This is a genomic window from Bradyrhizobium daqingense (assembly GCF_021044685.1).
Taxonomy (GTDB): domain Bacteria; phylum Pseudomonadota; class Alphaproteobacteria; order Rhizobiales; family Xanthobacteraceae; genus Bradyrhizobium; species Bradyrhizobium daqingense.
On record NZ_CP088014.1, the window covers coordinates 250,881 to 267,815 of the forward strand.

The window sequence follows — 16,935 nt, forward strand, 5'->3', positions numbered from 1 at the left end:
TCACCGTCACGCCGGCTCGGGTTCACGCTACAAGATATGACGCACTAGATGCTCTCCTTCGTCGCTCAGCGTGTCGTGAAGGGCGTGATCGTCCTGCTCGCGATCGTCGTCCTCAATTTCTTCCTGATTCGGCTTGCGCCCGGCGACCCCGCGATCGTGATGGCGGGCGAGGCCGGCGCCAGCGACCAGGTCTTCGTCAAGCAACTCCGGGAAAAATTCGGTCTCGACAAGCCTCTGCCGGAGCAGCTCTTCATCTACGTCAAGGGCGTCATCACCCTCGACCTCGGCTTCTCCTTCCGCCAGCAGGCGCCGGTCGCAAAGCTGATCGGCGAACGGCTGCCGGCAACACTGTTGCTGACGCTGACGGCATTCGCGATCTCGCTCATGCTCGGCATTCTCTTCGGCAGCTTTGCCGCGCGCTTTGCCGGAACCTTCCTCGACACCGCCATCACCGTGTTCGCGCTGATCTTCTACGCCATGCCGATCTTCTGGGTGGCGCTGATGGGCATCCTGCTGTTCTCGGTCACCATGGATTGGCTGCCGAGCTTCGGCTACGAGACCGTCGGCGCCAATCTCACCGGCTTCGCCCACGCGGTCGACGTCGCAAAGCACCTGATCATGCCGGCGATGACGCTCGGCCTGTTCTTCATGGCGACCTATACCCGCATGACGCGCGCCTCGATGCTGGAGGTGAAGCGGCTCGATTTCGTCAAGACCGCGCGGGCCAAGGGCCTTAGCGACGCCGTGATCCAGCGTCGCCACGTGCTGCGCAATGCGCTGCTGCCCGTCGTAACGCTCGCCGGCGTGCATTCCGGCACCTTGATCGGCGGCGCGGTCATCACCGAGACCGTGTTCGCCTGGCCCGGCATCGGCCGCCTGATGTACGACGCGTTGCTCCAGCGCGACTACAATCTGCTGCTCGGCGTCTTCGTGATCTGCTCCGCCATGGTGCTGATCTTCAACCTCATCACCGACCTGGTCTATCGCCTGGTCGACCCGCGCATCGAATTCGCCTCATGAAACAGTTCTGGAAATCGATGCTGAAGAGCCCGAGCGGCGTCGTCGGGCTCGTCATCCTGTTCCTCGCGATCGCGGTCGCCTTGTTCGGACCGATGTTCTTCCCGAACTCGCCCTGGCGCATGGTGCAGCGGCCGTTCCTGCCGCCGTTCACGCTGTCGACCGTGCCGCTCGGCACCGACGCGCTCGGCCGCGACGTCTTTGCCGGCATGATCTTCGGTGCACGCGTCTCGCTGCTGGTCGGCCTGGTCTCGACGCTGGTCGCCCTGGTCGTCGGCGTGCCGATCGGCGCGGTGGCCGGCTATTTCGGCGGCAAGGTCGACGACGCCTTGATGCGCTTCACTGAATTCTTCCAGACCATTCCGAGCTTCGCGCTGGCGATCGTCCTGGTCGCAATCCTTCAGCCGTCGATCTATTCGATCGTGGCCTCGATCGCCTTGGTGAGCTGGCCGCCCGTGGCGCGCCTCGTGCGCGGGGAGGTGCTGTCGCTGCGCACGCGCGAATATGTCCAGGCCGCGGTGGTCACCGGCCAGAGCAACAGCTGGATCATCCTGCGCGAGATCCTGCCGAACGCGCTGTCGCCCGTGATCGTGCTGGCCTCGCTGATGGTGGCGACCGCGATTCTGCTGGAATCCTCGCTGTCGTTCCTCGGCCTCGGCGATCCCAACCTGATCTCCTGGGGCTACATGGTCGGCGCCGGCCGCACCGTGATCCGGCAGGCCTGGTGGATCACCGTATTTCCCGGCGTCGCCATCCTGATCTCGGTGCTCGGCCTCAATCTGATCGGCGAAGGCCTCAACGACGCGCTCAATCCGCGCCTGTCGCGGGAGGGACGCTGACGATGACCGCTCCGCCCGCCGTCTCGATCAAGAACCTGAGGATCGCGCTGCCCAAGGGCGCCGAGCGTCCGTTCGCGGTCGACGGCGTCTCGCTCGATTTGCGGCCCGGGAAGATCGTCTGCGTCGTCGGCGAGTCCGGCTCCGGCAAGTCGATGTGCGCGCATGCGTTGATGGGCCTGCTGCCGGACACGGTGGCGGTCACATCAGGCGAGATTCAGTTCGAAGGCCGTGACCTGCTCAAGCTCGACGACGACGGCTGGCGCGACCTGCGCGGCCGCCGGCTTGCGATGATCTTCCAGGAGCCGATGACCGCGCTCAATCCCTTGATGCGGATCGGCGACCAGATGGCGGAGATGTTCGAGGCGCACGGCCTGCTGACGCCGAAGGAGCGGCGCGCGAAAGCGCTCGCCCTGGCGCGCGAGGTCGGCCTGCCCGACCCCGAACGCATCGTGCGTGCCTATCCGCACCAGCTCTCCGGCGGCCAGCGCCAGCGCGCCATGATCGCGATGGCGCTCGCACTCGAACCGGCCGTGCTGGTCGCGGACGAGCCGACCACCGCGCTCGACGTCACCACGCAGGCGCAGATCCTGAAGCTGATCCGCAACCTCCAGCGCAACCGCAATATGGCGGTGATGTTCATCACCCATGACTTCGGCGTGGTCGCCGATATCGCCGATCAGGTCGTGGTGCTCCGGCATGGCAAGGTGGTCGAGGAAGGTCCCGCGGCGACGGTGTTCAACGCGCCGCAGCACGACTACACCAAGGCGCTGCTCGCCGCGGTGCCGTCGATGGATCCGCCGGTCCGCGCACCCCTCGACGACCAGGCAAGAGCGGTCGAGGTGATCGGGCTGGACAAGACTTACGTCACTTCCGGCGGCTGGTTTCGCGAGGACCGCCGCGTCGATGCGGCACGCGCGGTCAACTTCAATATCCTCAAGGGCGAGACGCTCGGGCTCGTCGGTGAATCCGGCTCCGGCAAGTCGTCGGTCGCGCGGCTGGTGATGCGGCTGATCGAGGCCGACCGCGGCACGGTGCGAATTGGCGAGACCGATCTCACCTCGCTCTCGGGCAAGGCGCTGCGCGCCGAGCGCCATCGCATCCAGATGATCTTTCAGGATCCGTTCGCCTCGCTCAATCCGCGCCGCAAGATCGGTCACATCGTCGCCGACGGGCCGATCGCGGCCGGCACCGATCCGAAGGTCGCATTCGATCGCGCCCGCGACCTCCTCAGAATGGTCGGCCTCGACGCTGGCGCGCTCGAACGCTACCCGCACGAATTCTCCGGCGGCCAACGCCAGCGCATTGGCATTGCGCGCGCGCTCGCGCTGGAGCCCGAGATCATCGTTGCGGACGAGGCCGTCTCCGCACTCGACGTCTCCGTGCAAGCGCAAGTGTTGAAGCTGCTCGAAGATCTCAAGGCGCGGCTCGGCCTCTCGATGCTGTTCATCACCCACGACTTGCGCGTCGCCGCACAGATCTGTGATCGGATCGCCGTGATGCAACGCGGCGCCATCGTGGAGCTGAAGCCCACCGCGCAACTCTTCGCCGCGCCCGAGCATACCTACACGCGCGAGTTACTTGCGGCAGTGCCGGGACGAAAGGAACGGGCGCCGGCAGCGTGAGGCGCGTTTCGCTCCGGTATCCGGCTCCGCTTTAGGAACACGAAACAATCACGGGCATTTTATCCCTCGTGACCGACCGGACGGCAGCGAACGCAACGTCGGCACCCCACATCCAATGAAATGATTTCCATCATCTGATGATGGATATCGCGATTGATTGGAGCCGACATGGGCCAGGTTATTCAGTTTGTCTCGAAGTCCGAGCGCGAACGCATTCGTCTCATTCAGGAGGCACGCGCGATCTATGACAGCATCTTCCCGTCGACTGACTCTGCCGGAAGCGCGCAGCAAAAGGCGATCGGTAGCGCGGCCGGCGGCGACGTAGGAAATCTGGCGTGATCAAGATCATCGCCGTGCTGTGCAGTCTATCGGCTCCGGGAAATTGTCACGAGCAGATCGTCACCACGTCGGATTTCGCCGACGTTTCGCTGCAATCGTGCCTGATGGGCGCGCCCCAGCTCGCCGAATGGATGAACCAGCATCCGGCCGAGCGCTTGGCGGGATGGCGCTGCGTGATCGGGCAACAGGCCCGCAGGGGCATCTGAGGTCCGAGGACCATCAGAGGCTGCTCACCGAACGGCACGATCGCGTGAACCGTGACGGCGGCACTTCTCCAAGCTAGTATTGCATTCAGCTGCTTGGCAGAGGGGAAAGCCGGATGGAGGTCGCCAGCCTCGTTCTTCCCGTATTCGCGATTATCGTCACCGGCTGGCTCGCGGGTGAGCTCGGATACCTTTCCCGCTCGCTTGCCGATGCGCTCGTTCACTTCGCCTACAACGTGGCGATGCCGGCACTGCTGATCGTCACCATCGCACAGGAGCCGGCACGGAATCTGCTCGAGTGGCGCTTCCTGCTGGCATTCGGCGGCGGCTCGCTGATCTGCTTCGCGCTGGTCTTCCTGGCAGTCCGCGCCGGCGGCAAGCGTGACCTTGCCAGCAGCACCATCCATGGCATGGCGGCGGCGATGACCAACACCGGCTTCGTCGCGCTGCCGATCCTGCACGCGATCTACGGCCAGCCCGCCGTGTTGCCGGCTGCGGTGGCAACAGTGTTCGTGGCCGCCGTGATGTTTCCGATCACGGTCATCCTGCTGGAGTGGGACGCGCGCGGTCCCGCGCATTCGGCGGGTCTGGCGAAGCAGATCCTGCTCAATCCGATGGTGCTGTCGACGCTCGTCGGTCTGGTATGGGCGATTACCGGCTTGCCGATTCCAGCGCCGGTCGCCGTCTATCTGAACATGGTCGCCGCTGCGCTCACGCCCTGCGCGCTGTTCGCCATCGGACTCGGTCTGTCCGTCGACGGCCTGCGATCCAGCCTGAAGGCCTCGTTTGCGCTCGCCACGGTGAAGCTGGTGGTCATGCCGCTGATCGTCTACGGGCTCTGTGTGGTTCTGAGCCTCGCGCCTCTCTATACGGTAGCCGCCGTCGTCTGCGCGGCCGTACCGACGGCAAAAACCGTGTATGTCCTGGCGCACGAGCACAAGGTCGAGGAGAGATTGGTTGCAGCGACCGTCTCGATCACGACGATGCTGTCAGTCGCGACGTTGCTGGTCGCGCTCTATCTGCTCTCGGGGTCGGCGAGCGGTGCACGCTGACGCTCTCTATCTCGTGGTATTGCTCCAAGTGGGAACCGAGTTGGTCACGCCGACTGAGGGCCAATTGTAGGTGCCGATCGACGGCGCCGTGACGGTGCCGGCCGTCTGTCCGGACGACCCATAGGACGCGCGCGGCTGCGCGGCCGGCGCTCCGGCACCGCTATAGTTCGGCGCTACCACACCCGTGCTGTAAGATCGGCTCGTCGACCTGACCTTCTTCGCTTCAGCCGCGAAAGGCGCGGCAAGAACTCCTGTCGCGACGAGCGCGGCGATGGCGAGTTTGATGGTTTTCATGACAGATCCTTTCGCCCGGTTCGCACCCCCGATATGCCAAGTGTTCATTCGTCGGGATAATTTCCATGGGCCTCCATTCATAACTCCGTGCGCGGACGAAGGTGCCGGAACGAAGGGCGCGCGAGCACGCCGCCTTCGGATGGACCCGAATCAGCGCTAGTGCATTGCGCCTAGTGACTTCCCTGGACCCCTAGCAGCATGACCGGCGCCGAACTGAAGCAACTTCGCAACGACCTCTCCGACGTGCTCGATCGCAAGCTCACCGCGGCCGACATGGCCAGGCTGTGCGGATTGCCGGAGAAGGGCGGCGCCGACACCATCCGGCGCTGGGAGGTGAGCGGCCCGACGCCAGCCGCGACCAAGGTGCTGCGCGTGCTCGCGATGGCGAGCGAGCGCTATCCGATCCTGGAGAAGTTCGACATCTTCGATCGCCACGACGTGCGCGAGGAAGATCGGCCGGCGAAGCGCGCCGCCTTTCGGGCGCAGATGCGCGACGAGGCGCTGCGGCGGCTTGGTTAACAAGAGCGGCGCGCAAGTTACCCGAGATGGGTGAGGTTAAGCCTTTCTTCACCACTTCTTAAGCCGTCATTAAGCACGAAAAGCATTTGGAGCCCAACAAGTTAGGTTGGGTGCCGCTGTGCCACGGATGTGACAGCATTTTCGTCAAAAGCGGGCTATCTGCAAAACCAACGCGGCGCGGAAAGCGCGCCTGCCGGGGACATTGAGTGCTGGAGTTCAAGACGATGAAGAAGATTCTGTTTGCGACCGTTGCGCTGCTCGTGGTTGGCGCGGCTGCGCCCGCCATCGGCGCCGATCTCGGAAACCGCAACTATTACAAGACGCCCGCGCCGGCCTATGCCGCGCCAATCTACAACTGGACGGGCTTCTATCTCGGCGCCCATCTCGGCGGCGCATTCTCCAGCGACAACAATTTCAGTGGCCTCTCCACCGGCAACAACGGCAATGGCCGCTTCCTCGGCGGCGTGCAGGTCGGCGCGGACTGGCAGGTCAATCCGAACTTCGTGGTCGGCGTCGAAGGCCAGTACTCCTGGCTGTCCGGCAGCGTCGGCGCGGTGTTCCCGGGCGGCGTGGCCTATATCAACGACCAGCGCGGCCTCGGCTCGATCACCGGCCGCGTCGGCTACACCTGGGGTCCGGGCCTCGTCTACGTGAAGGGCGGCTATGCCTATTCGGACAACAACGAGAAGGTGACGGTGGGCGGCGTGCCGACCGGCTTCATCATCGATGGCGATCACCGCAACGGCTACACCGTCGGTGCCGGTCTCGAATACATGTTCGCCCCGAACTGGTCGGCCAAGGCCGAGTACCAGTACTACAATTTCGGCGACGCGCGCTTCGTCGCGGGCCCGCTGGCCGGCACCGGCAACTTCACTACCGACGACCACACCGTCAAGGTGGGCGTCAACTACCGCTTCAACTGGGCTAGCCCCGCGGTCGCGCGCTACTGAGCGGTTACCAGGATCTTTCCGCGAAACAGGGCCGGCGATCTCGCCGGCCCTTCTTTTTTCGCTCTGCGGAACGCAGCCCAAGCAGTTGCCCCAATTGCGATTTTTTAACCCGCACCGCCGATACTGCCGCCCACAAAGATAAGATAGAGCTGGGGGAATTTTCGATGGCGATCCGTCTGGGTTTGGGCCGTTTTCGGCCGCGCTTCAAAATGCCGACATGGGGCGTGCGCGGGAGCCTGTTCGCGGCCTTCGCGGTGATCGCCGGCATGGGCCTCGTGATCTCGGCCGGCGCCGGCCTGGTGCTGCAGAATCTCGGCGGACGCATGACCGAGCTGAGCGGGCGGGACATTCCGCGCCTTGCCGCAAGCCTGCAATTGTCGGCCCTGAGCGCGAGCCTTGCGGCCCAGGGCCCTGCCCTGCTTGCAGCTCAGAGCGAGGATGCCCTGAACGAGCGCACCAAGAAGCTCAGGGAATTGCAGGAGCAGACGCAGCAGAAGCTCAACGAGATCATCGAGCTCGGCGGCGACAAGGCGATCGTCTCCGGACTCAGCGAAACCATGAAGAGCATCAACGAGGCGGCTCAGAGCCTGGCCAAGGCTGCCCGCGAACGGCTGGATATCGCCGCGCTCCATGACAAGCAGTATGACGCACTGCGCAGCGCGCAGGGCGCGTTCGTCGGCGCCGCCAGTCCGGCGATGCTGGACGCGCAGACCCGGGTCAACGCCATTCTCGGCTCGGCCGACATGTCCGCCGCAGACGCCACCGACGCCGCACAATCCGTCGGCCAGCTCGGCAACGTCGTCGCCAGCGGCAATCTCGCGGCCGCCAACATGAGCGCGGCGCTGTCGGCGAACACGAGCGACAAGCTCGACGACATCCAGAAGGAATTCAAGACGGCGCAAGGGCGCCTGCGGTCCAACCTCGATCTGTTGCCGGACAACCAGGGCAGCAAGATGCTGCGCGAGACGGCGGAAAAGCTGCTCGCGCTCGGCACCGGCAAGACCGGCGTGTTCAATCTGCGTGAGAAGGAGCTCGACTCCGTCGATTATGGCCAGACCATCCTGGACGAGACCCGCAAGCTCAATGTCGGTCTCGGCATCAGCGTGCAGCAGCTCGTCGACGGCGTGCAAAAGGAGACTAACGCTTCGACCGCCCAGGCAGGGCAGCAGATCTCGCTCGCGACGACGGTGATGCTGGCCATGGGCGCCTTGATGCTGGTCGGCTCGGCCCTGTTCGTCTGGCTCTATGTCGGCCGCAACATCCTGCGCCGCATCAGCGGTCTGCAGCGCGCCATGCAGCTGCTGTCGGCCGGCGATCTCGACACCGAGATCGCGCGCTCCAAGCACAATGACGAGATCGGCGCGATGAATGACACACTGACCGTGTTCCGCGACAGCATGATCGAGGCCCGGGCGCTCGCCAGCGAGCAGGACAAGGACCGCGTCGCCAAGGCAGAGCGTGCCGCGCGGATGGAGGCGAAGATCGCCGAGTTCGAAGGCACGGTCCGCTCCGCGCTCGACAATTTGGCGCAATCAGCCAATTCGATGCAGTCGACCGCGCAGAGCATGTCGACCACCGCCGACCAGTCCAACGCGCTGGTGAACGCGGTTGCCTCCGCCGCCGAGGAGACCTCGGTCAACGTGCAGACCGTGTCGGCAGGCACCGAGCAATTGTCGTCCTCGATCACCGAGATCAGCCGCCAGGTGGTCACTTCGGCGGAGATCGCCAAGAAGGCGGTCGACGAGGCCGGTGCCACCGATACGACAGTACAAAGTCTGGCCGACAGCGCGAGCCGCATCAGCGTCGTCGTCGATCTGATCCAGACCATCGCCTCGCAGACCAATCTGCTCGCGCTCAACGCCACCATCGAGGCGGCGCGCGCGGGCGAGGCCGGCCGCGGTTTCGCGGTGGTCGCCTCCGAGGTGAAGAGCCTCGCGAGCCAGACCGCCAAGGCGACGGAGGAGATCCGCACCCAGATCGCCAGCATGCAGGAGATCACGACCACGGCGGTCGGCGCCATCCAAGGCATTGGCCGGATCATCGGCGAGATCAACGACGTCACCACGACGATCGCAGCCGCCGTGGAGGAGCAAGGCGCTGCCACCCGCGAGATCGCCCGCAACATCCAGCATGCCGCTGGCGGCACCAGCGAGGTCTCCAGCAACATCGTCGGCGTCTCCACCGCATCCGCCGAAGCCGGCGCCGCCGCCTCCGAGGTGTTGGGCGCGTCCGACGCATTGCGCCGCGAGGCCGACCTGCTGCGCGGGGAGATCGACGCGTTCCTCAACAACATGCGGGCGGCCTGATCGTCAGCCGGGGCTCGTGCTTAAGCGCGCCCCGGAATGACTGCGTTTTCGGCCAGCTTCAAACCGAGTCGCGGAAAATCCCTGCCGGTATGACGGCCATGCGGCCGCCGGCAGGCATCCTTTTTCGGCTGGCGCGCCGCGCGCGGCGGGTTTAAGCCGGTAGCATGAACGCGAAAACCGATACCGTGCAATCCTCGGCCGAGGCGCTGCGCTATCCCTGGGAGCAGCATCCCGGACCCGAACAGGTGGTCGAGGTGCGGCCCGGCGTGCTGTGGGCACGGCTGAAGCTGCCGTTCCGCCTCAACCACGTGAACATCTACCTGCTCGCCGACGGCGACGGCTATGCGATGATCGATGCCGGCTTCGGCAACGAAGAGACGATCGAGGCCTGGACCAAGCTGTTCGATGGACCGCTGAAGGGCGTCAACATCACGCGCCTGATCGTCACGCATTCGCACCCCGACCATGTCGGGCTCGCCGGGTGGATCGTCGAACGGTTCAACTGCCCGCTGGTGATGTCGCAGGTCGAGTATCTGCAATCGGTCTATCACCAGAATCGCGGGACCGAAGAGCGGCGCGAGGCGCAGCGGCTGTTCTTCCGCCGTCATGGCATGGACGAGTCGCTCACCGAAAAGCTGCTCGGTCGCGGCCAGGACTATCTCAAGCGCGTTTCGGTGCTGCCGCCGTCCTATCGCCGCATCTCCCATGGCGACGACGTCGTGATCGGTTCGCGCCGCTTCAAGGTGATCACCGGCGGCGGCCATGCGCTCGACCAGGTGATGCTGTATTGCGCCGACGACAAGCTGTTCCTCTCCGCCGACCAGGTGCTGAGCAAGATTTCGCCGAATGTCAGCGTCTGGGCGGTCGAGCCCGACCAGAACTCGCTGGGCGAATATCTGGCCTCGCTCGCCAGCCTCACCACGACGCTTCCCTATGACGTGCTGGTGCTGCCCGGCCATGGCGTGCCGTTCTACGGGCTCAAGACCCGCATCAAGCAGCTCGCCGACCATCACGAGGAGCGCTGCCGCCTGATCGCGGAGGCCTGCCGCGAGGTGCCGCAGACCTCGCGCGCCCTCGTGCCCGTCGTATTCAACAAGCACGTGCTGGACGAGCACCAGATGGGCTTTGCCGCCGGCGAGCTGGTCGCCCACGTCAACTACATGCTCGTCGAAGGCCGGCTCACGGCCGAGACGCAAGACGGCGTGCTGCAGTTTCGGACAACGTGAGCCTTGTCGTCATGGCCGGGCTTGTCCCGGCCATCCACGTCCTTTCACGCGAGAGCGAATTCGTGGATGCCGTGGGACAAACCCGGGCATGACGAGTTTGCGGCTACGGCCTCACTTCATGTTCGCGATGGCGTGCAGCGCCGCGATGTAGCCGAACGGCCCGAGGCCACAGATCACGCCGGTCGCCACGAACGAGATCTTCGAGTGGCGGTGATATTCGTCGCGGGCATGGATGTTGGAGATGTGGACTTCCAGCATCGGGCCTTCGAACGTCTTGATCGCGTCCATGATCGCCACCGAGGTGAAGGAAAAGCCGGCCGGATTGATGATGACGGCGTCGGCATCCTGCCGCGCCGATTGAATCAGATCGACCAGCACGCCTTCGTGGTTGGACTGGTGGAAGGCGAGCTTGAGCCCGAGCTTCGCGGCGGCTTCCTCGCAGCTCGCATTGATCTGCGCCAGCGTCGTGGTGCCGTAGATGTGCGGCTCGCGGATGCCGAGCATGTTGAGGTTGGGACCGTTCAGGATCATCACGCGTTGCATCGGAGCTTCCTTTCACATGTCGGCTTTCATCTGGACCGCGTCGGTGCGACCGGCGCTGCGATCATGGACGACAGCCGCGCCATGGACAAAATGTCCACGGTGGCCCCTGCCCCCGGGAAACGCCGGTCCCCCCGCAGGCCGTGTTAGGCGGTTGATCCACATCAACAATCGCCGCCGGACCGGCGTTATCAATTGGCACGCCCGCCTCGGCCCAAATGTGCGCAGGCGCATAGACATCGGAGCTGGAAAAGCTCTAAAAAATGAACGGCCGCCTTGGGCCGGGTTCCGCTGCAGGTTTTGCCGATGGATTACAACCAGTTCTTCAATTCCGCCCTCGACCGTCTCCACACCGAGCGGCGCTACCGCGTGTTCGCCGATCTCGAGCGCACGGCCGGCCGGTTCCCGCATGCGGTCTGGCATTCGCCCAAGGGCCGGCGAGACGTCGTGATCTGGTGCTCCAACGATTATCTCGGCATGGGCCAGCACCCGAAGGTGGTCGGCGCCATGGTCGAGACCGCAACCCGGGTCGGCACCGGCGCCGGCGGCACCCGCAACATCGCCGGCACGCATCATCCGCTGGTCCAGCTCGAGGCCGAGCTCGCCGACCTCCACGGCAAGGAGGCCGCGCTGCTGTTCACGTCGGGCTATGTCTCGAACCAGACCGGCATCGCCACCATCGCCAAACTCATTCCGAACTGCCTGATCCTGTCGGACGAGCTCAACCACAATTCGATGATCGAAGGCATCCGGCAGTCCGGCTGCGAACGGGTCGTGTTCCGCCACAATGATCTTGCCGATCTTGAAGTCAAGCTGAAGGCTGCGGGTGCGAACCGACCGAAGCTGATCGCCTGCGAGAGCCTTTACTCGATGGACGGCGACGTCGCGCCGCTCGCCAGGATCTGCGACCTCGCCGAGAAATATGGTGCGATGACCTATGTCGACGAGGTCCATGCCGTCGGCATGTATGGCCCGCGCGGCGGCGGCATCGCCGAGCGTGACGGCGTCATGCACCGCATCGACATCCTCGAGGGAACGCTGGCCAAGGCGTTCGGCTGCCTCGGCGGCTACATCGCCGGCAACGGTCAGATCATCGACGCCGTGCGCTCCTATGCGCCGGGCTTCATCTTCACCACCGCGCTGCCACCGGCGATCTGCTCGGCCGCGACCGCCGCGATCAAGCATCTGAAGACCTCGAACTGGGAGCGTGAGCGCCACCAGGACCGCGCCGCCCGGGTCAAGGCGATCCTCGATGCGGCCGGCCTGCCGGTGATGTCGAGCGACACCCATATCGTGCCGCTGTTCGTCGGCGATCCCGAAAAGTGCAAGCAGGCCTCCGACCTGCTGCTCGAGGAGCACGGCATCTACATCCAGCCGATCAACTATCCGACCGTCGCCAAGGGCACCGAACGGCTGCGCATCACGCCCTCGCCCTATCACGACGACGGCCTGATCGATCAGCTCGCCGAGGCCCTGCTGCAAGTCTGGGATCGTCTCGGCCTGCCGCTGCGCCAGAAGTCGCTGGCGGCGGAGTAGAGCGTCGATTTTGACCGGTCGGGCGAGAGCCGACTTTCCGGCTCCCATTATCGAAGCGGATTGAATATCTCGGTATCGGGAAAATCCTTCTCGTTGTCGGTCACGACGATGCAGTCGTGAGCTTCCGCGACGGCCGCGATGATTGTATCGAGCGCGCTGCGAGGGCGCCCTTTCGCCGTACCCTCGGCCATGAGTCGCGCCCACACCAGGCCCGCTCTGCCGTCGAACGGCAGAACGCGACCGGCAAAGAGTGAGCCGGGTCCTTCCGGGCCAGAAAACCAGGCATCGAGGCGGTCGCGCCTGCGGCCCGACGGCATTTCCAGAATGCCGCGCCGGATTTCGGCGAGGGTGAGTGATGCAATGAAAAGATCCTCGTCGGCCTGCTCGCCCAACCAGACAAGCAGGCCTTCCGAAGGCACGGGTCGCGTGACGTTGCTGATGATGTTGGTGTCGAGCAGATAGCGCGTCACAGCTCGATCTTTCGTCCCGGTTCAAACGCACGAGCAGCCGCGATATCGGCGCCGACAAGCGGAGAACGGCGGAGCGCCTGGAGAATGCCGCCCTTCCTGGGCGGCTCGCCCGACATGGTCTGGGTGACCACGTCCCTCAACCGAGAGGCCTCCGGCCCCTCCTCCGCCAGCCGCCGCGCAAGCGACCGGATGAGATCGCGATCGCCGTCGAGACCCATCACCTCGAACCGCGCCATTCCGCGTGTCCGGAGACGCGATCGGTAGTTCTTGATCGCGCGCTTCTGCGACCTGCTGCCCATCTGGTCTCCATGGCTTTGACGGATATATCCAGTAATATATCCAGAGTACGTGGGAATGGCAAGGCTCGGAGTCAGGCTTCGCGACATTAACGACGATCCAAGCTGCGACTTCAGCCGCAAAATCGCTGTCGCTTGCTGCGCGGGGAGAGGCTAAGTTCATAAGAACAAGAACATTGGCGCGGGCTGCCGCGCATTGGGGAGGTCCCCACAATGCTGCACGATTGGGGCGTGATCGCCGCCGCCTTCGGCTACATCGGCTTTCTGTTCCTGGTGGCGAGCCACGGCGACCGCCGCTCGCTGGCCGGCCCCGGCCGTGCGTCCGGACTGATCTACCCGCTGTCGCTGGCGATCTACTGCACCTCCTGGACCTTCTTCGGCTCGGTGGGCTTCGCCACCCGCACCTCGACCGACTTCCTGGCGATCTATGTCGGCCCCATCCTGATGATCGGGCTCGGCGCCGGCGTGCTCCGGCGCGTGATCCAGCTGGCCAAGGCCCACAACATCACCTCGATCGCCGATTTCATCGGCGCGCGCTACGGCAAGAGCCAGGCGGTGGCGGCGACCGTAGCGCTGATCGCCATCATCGGCTCGGTGCCCTACATCGCGCTCCAGCTCAAGGCGGTGGCCTCCTCGCTCGGAACGATCCTGAGCGAAGACCAGGCCTTCTCCCATATCCCGATCCTCGGCGACATGGCGCTGATGGTGACGCTGGCGATGGCGGCCTTCGCGGTGCTGTTCGGCACCCGCCAGACCGATGCCACCGAGCACCAGCACGGCCTGATGCTGGCGGTCGCGACTGAATCCATCGTCAAGCTGGTCGCCTTCCTCGCCGCCGGCATCTTCGTCACCTTCTGGATGTTCTCGCCGCAGGAATTGATCGAGCGCGCGATGAAGACGCCGGAGGCGGTGCGCGCCATCAACTACTCGCCGTCGATCGGCAACTTCCTGACCATGACGCTGCTGTCGCTGTGCGCGATCATGCTGCTGCCGCGCCAATTCCATGTCAGCGTGGTGGAGAATTCGTCCGATGCCGAGGTCGGCCGCGCGCGCTGGCTGTTCCCGCTCTATCTCGTCGCCATCAACGTGTTCGTGATCCCGATCGCGCTGGCCGGTCTCGTCACCTTCCCGTTCGGCGCCGCCGACCCCGACATGTACGTGCTCGCCCTGCCGATCGAGTTCGGCGCGGACCTGCTTAGTGTCGTGGTCTTCGTGGGCGGGCTGTCGGCCGCGACCGCCATGGTGATCGTCGAATGCGTCGCGCTCTCCATCATGGTCTCGAACGACCTCGTGGTGCCCCTGGTGCTGCAACGGCGCCCGGAAGGTCGCACCGGCGGCGCCGATTTCAGCGATTTCCTGCTGCGCTCGCGGCGGCTTGCGATCTTCGCCATCATGGTGATGGCGTATTTCTACTACCGCGCCCTCGGCAACACCCAGCTCGCGGCAATCGGCCTGTTGTCCTTTGCCGCCATCGCCCAGCTCGCACCGAGCTTCTTCGGCGGACTTTTGTGGCGGCGCGCGACCGCGCGGGGCGCGATCGGCGGCATGCTGGTCGGCTTCCTGGTGTGGTTCTACACGCTGTTCTTGCCGAGCTTCATGGACGCTTCGACGTCAGGCATCCTGTGGCTTCAGCACGGCCCGTTCGGGATCGAGGCGCTGCGGCCGCAGGCGCTGTTCGGCGCCGACCTGCCGCCGCTGATGCACGGCGTCATCTGGTCGCTGTCGCTCAATATCCTCACCTATGTGTTCCTGTCGCTGGCACGCCGGCCGTCTTCCATCGAGCTCGTGCAGGCCGACCTGTTCGTGCCCAACACACTCGCGCCGATCACGCCGAGCTTCCGCCGCTGGCGCACCACCGTCACCGTGCAGGACATCCAGACCACGGTGGCGCAATATCTCGGGCCCGAGCGCGCGCGGCATTCGTTCGAGGCGTTCTCGGCGCGGCGCAACGTCCGGCTCGAGCCCGGAGCGCCCGCCGATTTCGAGCTGTTGCAGCACGCCGAGCACCTGATCGCCTCCTCGATCGGCGCGGCCTCCTCACGGCTCGTGATGTCGCTGCTGCTGCGCAAGCGGACGGTCTCGGCGAAGGCCGCGCTGAAGCTGCTCGACGATTCCCATGCGGCGCTGCACTTCAACCGCGAGATCCTCCAGACCGCCCTCAATCACGTGCGCCAGGGCATCGCGGTGTTCGATGCCGATCTGCAGCTGATCTGCTCCAACCGGCAGTTCGGCGACCTTCTCAACGTTCCCCCGCACTTCGTCCAGTTCGGCACGCCGCTTCGCGAGATCCTGGAGTTCATCGGCGTCGCCGACCCGGACGACCCGGTCGAGCGCGAGTCCATGCTGGAGCGGCGGCTCGCCGCCTACACCACCGATAGCGAGCCCTATCTCGAACGCCTGCCGGATCGCCACATGGTGATCGAGGTGCTCACCAACCACATGCCCGGCGGCGGCTTTGTCATCACCTTCACGGACGTCACCCCGACATTCGAGGCCGCGGAAGCGCTGGAGCGTGCCAACGCGACGCTGGAAAAGCGCGTCCGCGACCGCACCGAGGAACTGACGCGGCTGAATTCGGAGCTGGCTCGGGCCAAGAGCACGGCGGAGGATGCCAGCATTTCCAAGACACGCTTCCTCGCCGCCGCCAGCCACGACATTCTGCAGCCCTTGAACGCGGCGCGGCTCTACGTCACCAGCCTCGTCGAGCGCCAGCACAATGGCGAGGAGACGCGGCTGGTCGAGAATATCGACGAGTCGCTGCAGGCGATCGAGGAGATCCTGGGCGCGCTGCTCGATATCTCCAGGCTCGACGCCGGCGCGATGACGACCTCGATCACGAGCTTCAAGATGGCTGATCTGATGCGCTCGCTGGAGATCGAGTTCGCGCCGATTGCGCGCGCCAAGGGCCTGGAGTTGACCTTCGTGCCCTGCTCGCTCCCGGTCGAGTCGGACCGGCTGCTGCTGCGGCGCCTGCTCCAGAACCTGATCTCCAACGCGATCAAATACACCCCGCGCGGGCGCGTTTTGGTCGGTTGTCGCCGCCAGGGTCCGTCGCTGAAGATCTGCGTCTACGACACCGGCGTCGGCATCCCCCCGGTCAAGCGCGGCGAGATCTTCAAGGAATTCCACCGCCTCGAGCAGGGCGCGCGAATCGCCCGCGGTCTCGGCCTCGGGCTCTCGATCGTCGAGCGGCTGGCGCGGGTGCTCAAGCATGGCATCGCGATCGACGGCAATAGAAGCGGCGGCTCGGTGTTCTCCGTGACGGTGCCGACGGCGAAGGCGGTCACCCACACCGCGGCCGTGACCAGCGCGACGCCGCTGGCGCGCACGCCGATCTCGGGCGCGCTGATCGTCTGCATCGAGAACGATGCGGCGATCCTCGACGGCATGCGCACGCTGCTGAAGGCCTGGGATGCCGAGGTCATCGCGGTCGCCGATCCCGAAGGCGCGATCGCCGCAATCGAAGCAGCCGGCCGCCGCGTCACCGGTCTCCTGGTCGATTATCACCTCGACCGCGGCAACGGCATCGCGGCGATCCGCGAGATCCGCCGCCGTTTCGGCGACGGCATCCCCGCGATCCTGATCACCGCCGACCGTAGCCCCGCCGTGCAGATTGCGGCGCGCGACGAGAAGGTTGCCGTGCTCAACAAGCCGGTGAAGCCAGCCTCGCTCCGCGCCCTGCTCGGCCAGTGGCGCACGCAGCAGATGGTGGCGGCGGAGTGAGAC

At 65.2% G+C, this 16,935-nt stretch carries 16 protein-coding genes; 12 read left to right on the forward strand and 4 right to left on the reverse strand.

What is annotated here, in order from left to right:
• The first annotated feature begins 48 nt into the window (after positions 1 to 48).
• From LPJ38_RS01150 to LPJ38_RS01175, 6 genes are all read left to right on the forward strand, one after another.
• The gene (locus LPJ38_RS01150; RefSeq protein WP_145630716.1) at positions 49 to 1,020 is read left to right on the forward strand and encodes an ABC transporter permease; all 972 of its coding nucleotides are present in this window, start codon (positions 49 to 51) and stop codon (positions 1,018 to 1,020) included.
• Positions 1,017 to 1,856, forward strand: coding sequence for an ABC transporter permease (locus LPJ38_RS01155; protein ID WP_145630715.1), 840 nt, complete (start codon positions 1,017 to 1,019; stop codon positions 1,854 to 1,856). The genes LPJ38_RS01150 and LPJ38_RS01155 overlap by 4 nt, the downstream gene beginning before the upstream one ends.
• Before the next feature lie 2 nt (positions 1,857 to 1,858).
• Positions 1,859 to 3,478, forward strand: coding sequence for an ABC transporter ATP-binding protein (locus tag LPJ38_RS01160; RefSeq protein ID WP_167520377.1), 1,620 nt, complete (start codon positions 1,859 to 1,861; stop codon positions 3,476 to 3,478).
• A gap of 168 nt (positions 3,479 to 3,646) precedes the next feature.
• On the forward strand, positions 3,647 to 3,817 hold the full coding sequence (locus LPJ38_RS01165; protein WP_167520376.1) for a hypothetical protein: 171 nt from the start codon (positions 3,647 to 3,649) through the stop codon (positions 3,815 to 3,817).
• Positions 3,814 to 4,023 carry a hypothetical protein gene (locus LPJ38_RS01170; protein ID WP_008541328.1) on the forward strand — a complete coding sequence of 70 codons (210 nt, stop codon included), beginning with the start codon at positions 3,814 to 3,816 and terminating at the stop codon, positions 4,021 to 4,023. The genes LPJ38_RS01165 and LPJ38_RS01170 overlap by 4 nt, the downstream gene beginning before the upstream one ends.
• Positions 4,024 to 4,136: 113 nt before the next feature.
• Positions 4,137 to 5,072, forward strand: coding sequence for an AEC family transporter (locus LPJ38_RS01175; RefSeq protein WP_145630713.1), 936 nt, complete (start codon positions 4,137 to 4,139; stop codon positions 5,070 to 5,072).
• Between the two features lie 6 nt (positions 5,073 to 5,078).
• Here the strand turns inward: LPJ38_RS01175 and LPJ38_RS01180 are convergent, their stop codons facing one another.
• Positions 5,079 to 5,366 (reverse strand): hypothetical protein, encoded by a 288-nt coding sequence (locus tag LPJ38_RS01180; protein WP_145630712.1) that lies wholly within the window; start codon positions 5,364 to 5,366, stop codon positions 5,079 to 5,081.
• Positions 5,367 to 5,564: 198 nt separating this feature from the next.
• Between LPJ38_RS01180 and LPJ38_RS01185 the strand changes: the two genes are divergently transcribed.
• The 4 genes from LPJ38_RS01185 to LPJ38_RS01200 all read left to right on the forward strand — a co-directional run bounded on the left by LPJ38_RS01185 (position 5,565) and on the right by LPJ38_RS01200 (position 10,367).
• Complete coding sequence (locus LPJ38_RS01185) at positions 5,565 to 5,885, forward strand: helix-turn-helix domain-containing protein (RefSeq protein WP_145630711.1); 321 nt, start codon at positions 5,565 to 5,567, stop codon at positions 5,883 to 5,885.
• A 224-nt stretch (positions 5,886 to 6,109) separates the two neighbouring features.
• On the forward strand, positions 6,110 to 6,835 hold the full coding sequence (locus LPJ38_RS01190) for an outer membrane protein (protein ID WP_145630710.1): 726 nt from the start codon (positions 6,110 to 6,112) through the stop codon (positions 6,833 to 6,835).
• Between the two features lie 164 nt (positions 6,836 to 6,999).
• The gene (locus LPJ38_RS01195; protein WP_145630709.1) at positions 7,000 to 9,141 is read left to right on the forward strand and encodes a methyl-accepting chemotaxis protein; all 2,142 of its coding nucleotides are present in this window, start codon (positions 7,000 to 7,002) and stop codon (positions 9,139 to 9,141) included.
• A gap of 164 nt (positions 9,142 to 9,305) precedes the next feature.
• Positions 9,306 to 10,367: an MBL fold metallo-hydrolase gene (locus LPJ38_RS01200; RefSeq protein WP_145630708.1), complete on the forward strand. Its 1,062-nt coding sequence runs from the start codon at positions 9,306 to 9,308 to the stop codon at positions 10,365 to 10,367.
• Positions 10,368 to 10,478: 111 nt separating this feature from the next.
• Here LPJ38_RS01200 and aroQ read toward each other — a convergent pair whose 3' ends face one another.
• Entirely contained in the window at positions 10,479 to 10,910 is a 432-nt protein-coding gene (gene aroQ, locus LPJ38_RS01205) for a type II 3-dehydroquinate dehydratase (protein ID WP_145630707.1), read from the reverse strand.
• Positions 10,911 to 11,213: 303 nt separating this feature from the next.
• Here aroQ and hemA point away from each other — a divergent pair, with 303 nt between their 5' ends.
• The gene (gene hemA, locus LPJ38_RS01210; RefSeq protein WP_145630706.1) at positions 11,214 to 12,443 is read left to right on the forward strand and encodes a 5-aminolevulinate synthase; all 1,230 of its coding nucleotides are present in this window, start codon (positions 11,214 to 11,216) and stop codon (positions 12,441 to 12,443) included.
• A 47-nt stretch (positions 12,444 to 12,490) separates the two neighbouring features.
• Here the strand turns inward: hemA and LPJ38_RS01215 are convergent, their stop codons facing one another.
• Both LPJ38_RS01215 and LPJ38_RS01220 read right to left on the reverse strand, forming a co-directional pair.
• Positions 12,491 to 12,913 (reverse strand): PIN domain-containing protein, encoded by a 423-nt coding sequence (locus tag LPJ38_RS01215; RefSeq protein WP_145630705.1) that lies wholly within the window; start codon positions 12,911 to 12,913, stop codon positions 12,491 to 12,493.
• Positions 12,910 to 13,212 carry a hypothetical protein gene (locus LPJ38_RS01220; protein ID WP_145630704.1) on the reverse strand — a complete coding sequence of 101 codons (303 nt, stop codon included), beginning with the start codon at positions 13,210 to 13,212 and terminating at the stop codon, positions 12,910 to 12,912. Before LPJ38_RS01220 ends, LPJ38_RS01215 begins: the two co-directional genes overlap by 4 nt.
• A gap of 210 nt (positions 13,213 to 13,422) precedes the next feature.
• Between LPJ38_RS01220 and LPJ38_RS01225 the strand changes: the two genes are divergently transcribed.
• The gene (locus LPJ38_RS01225) at positions 13,423 to 16,932 is read left to right on the forward strand and encodes a PAS domain-containing hybrid sensor histidine kinase/response regulator (protein WP_145630703.1); all 3,510 of its coding nucleotides are present in this window, start codon (positions 13,423 to 13,425) and stop codon (positions 16,930 to 16,932) included.
• Positions 16,933 to 16,935: the final 3 nt, after the last annotated feature.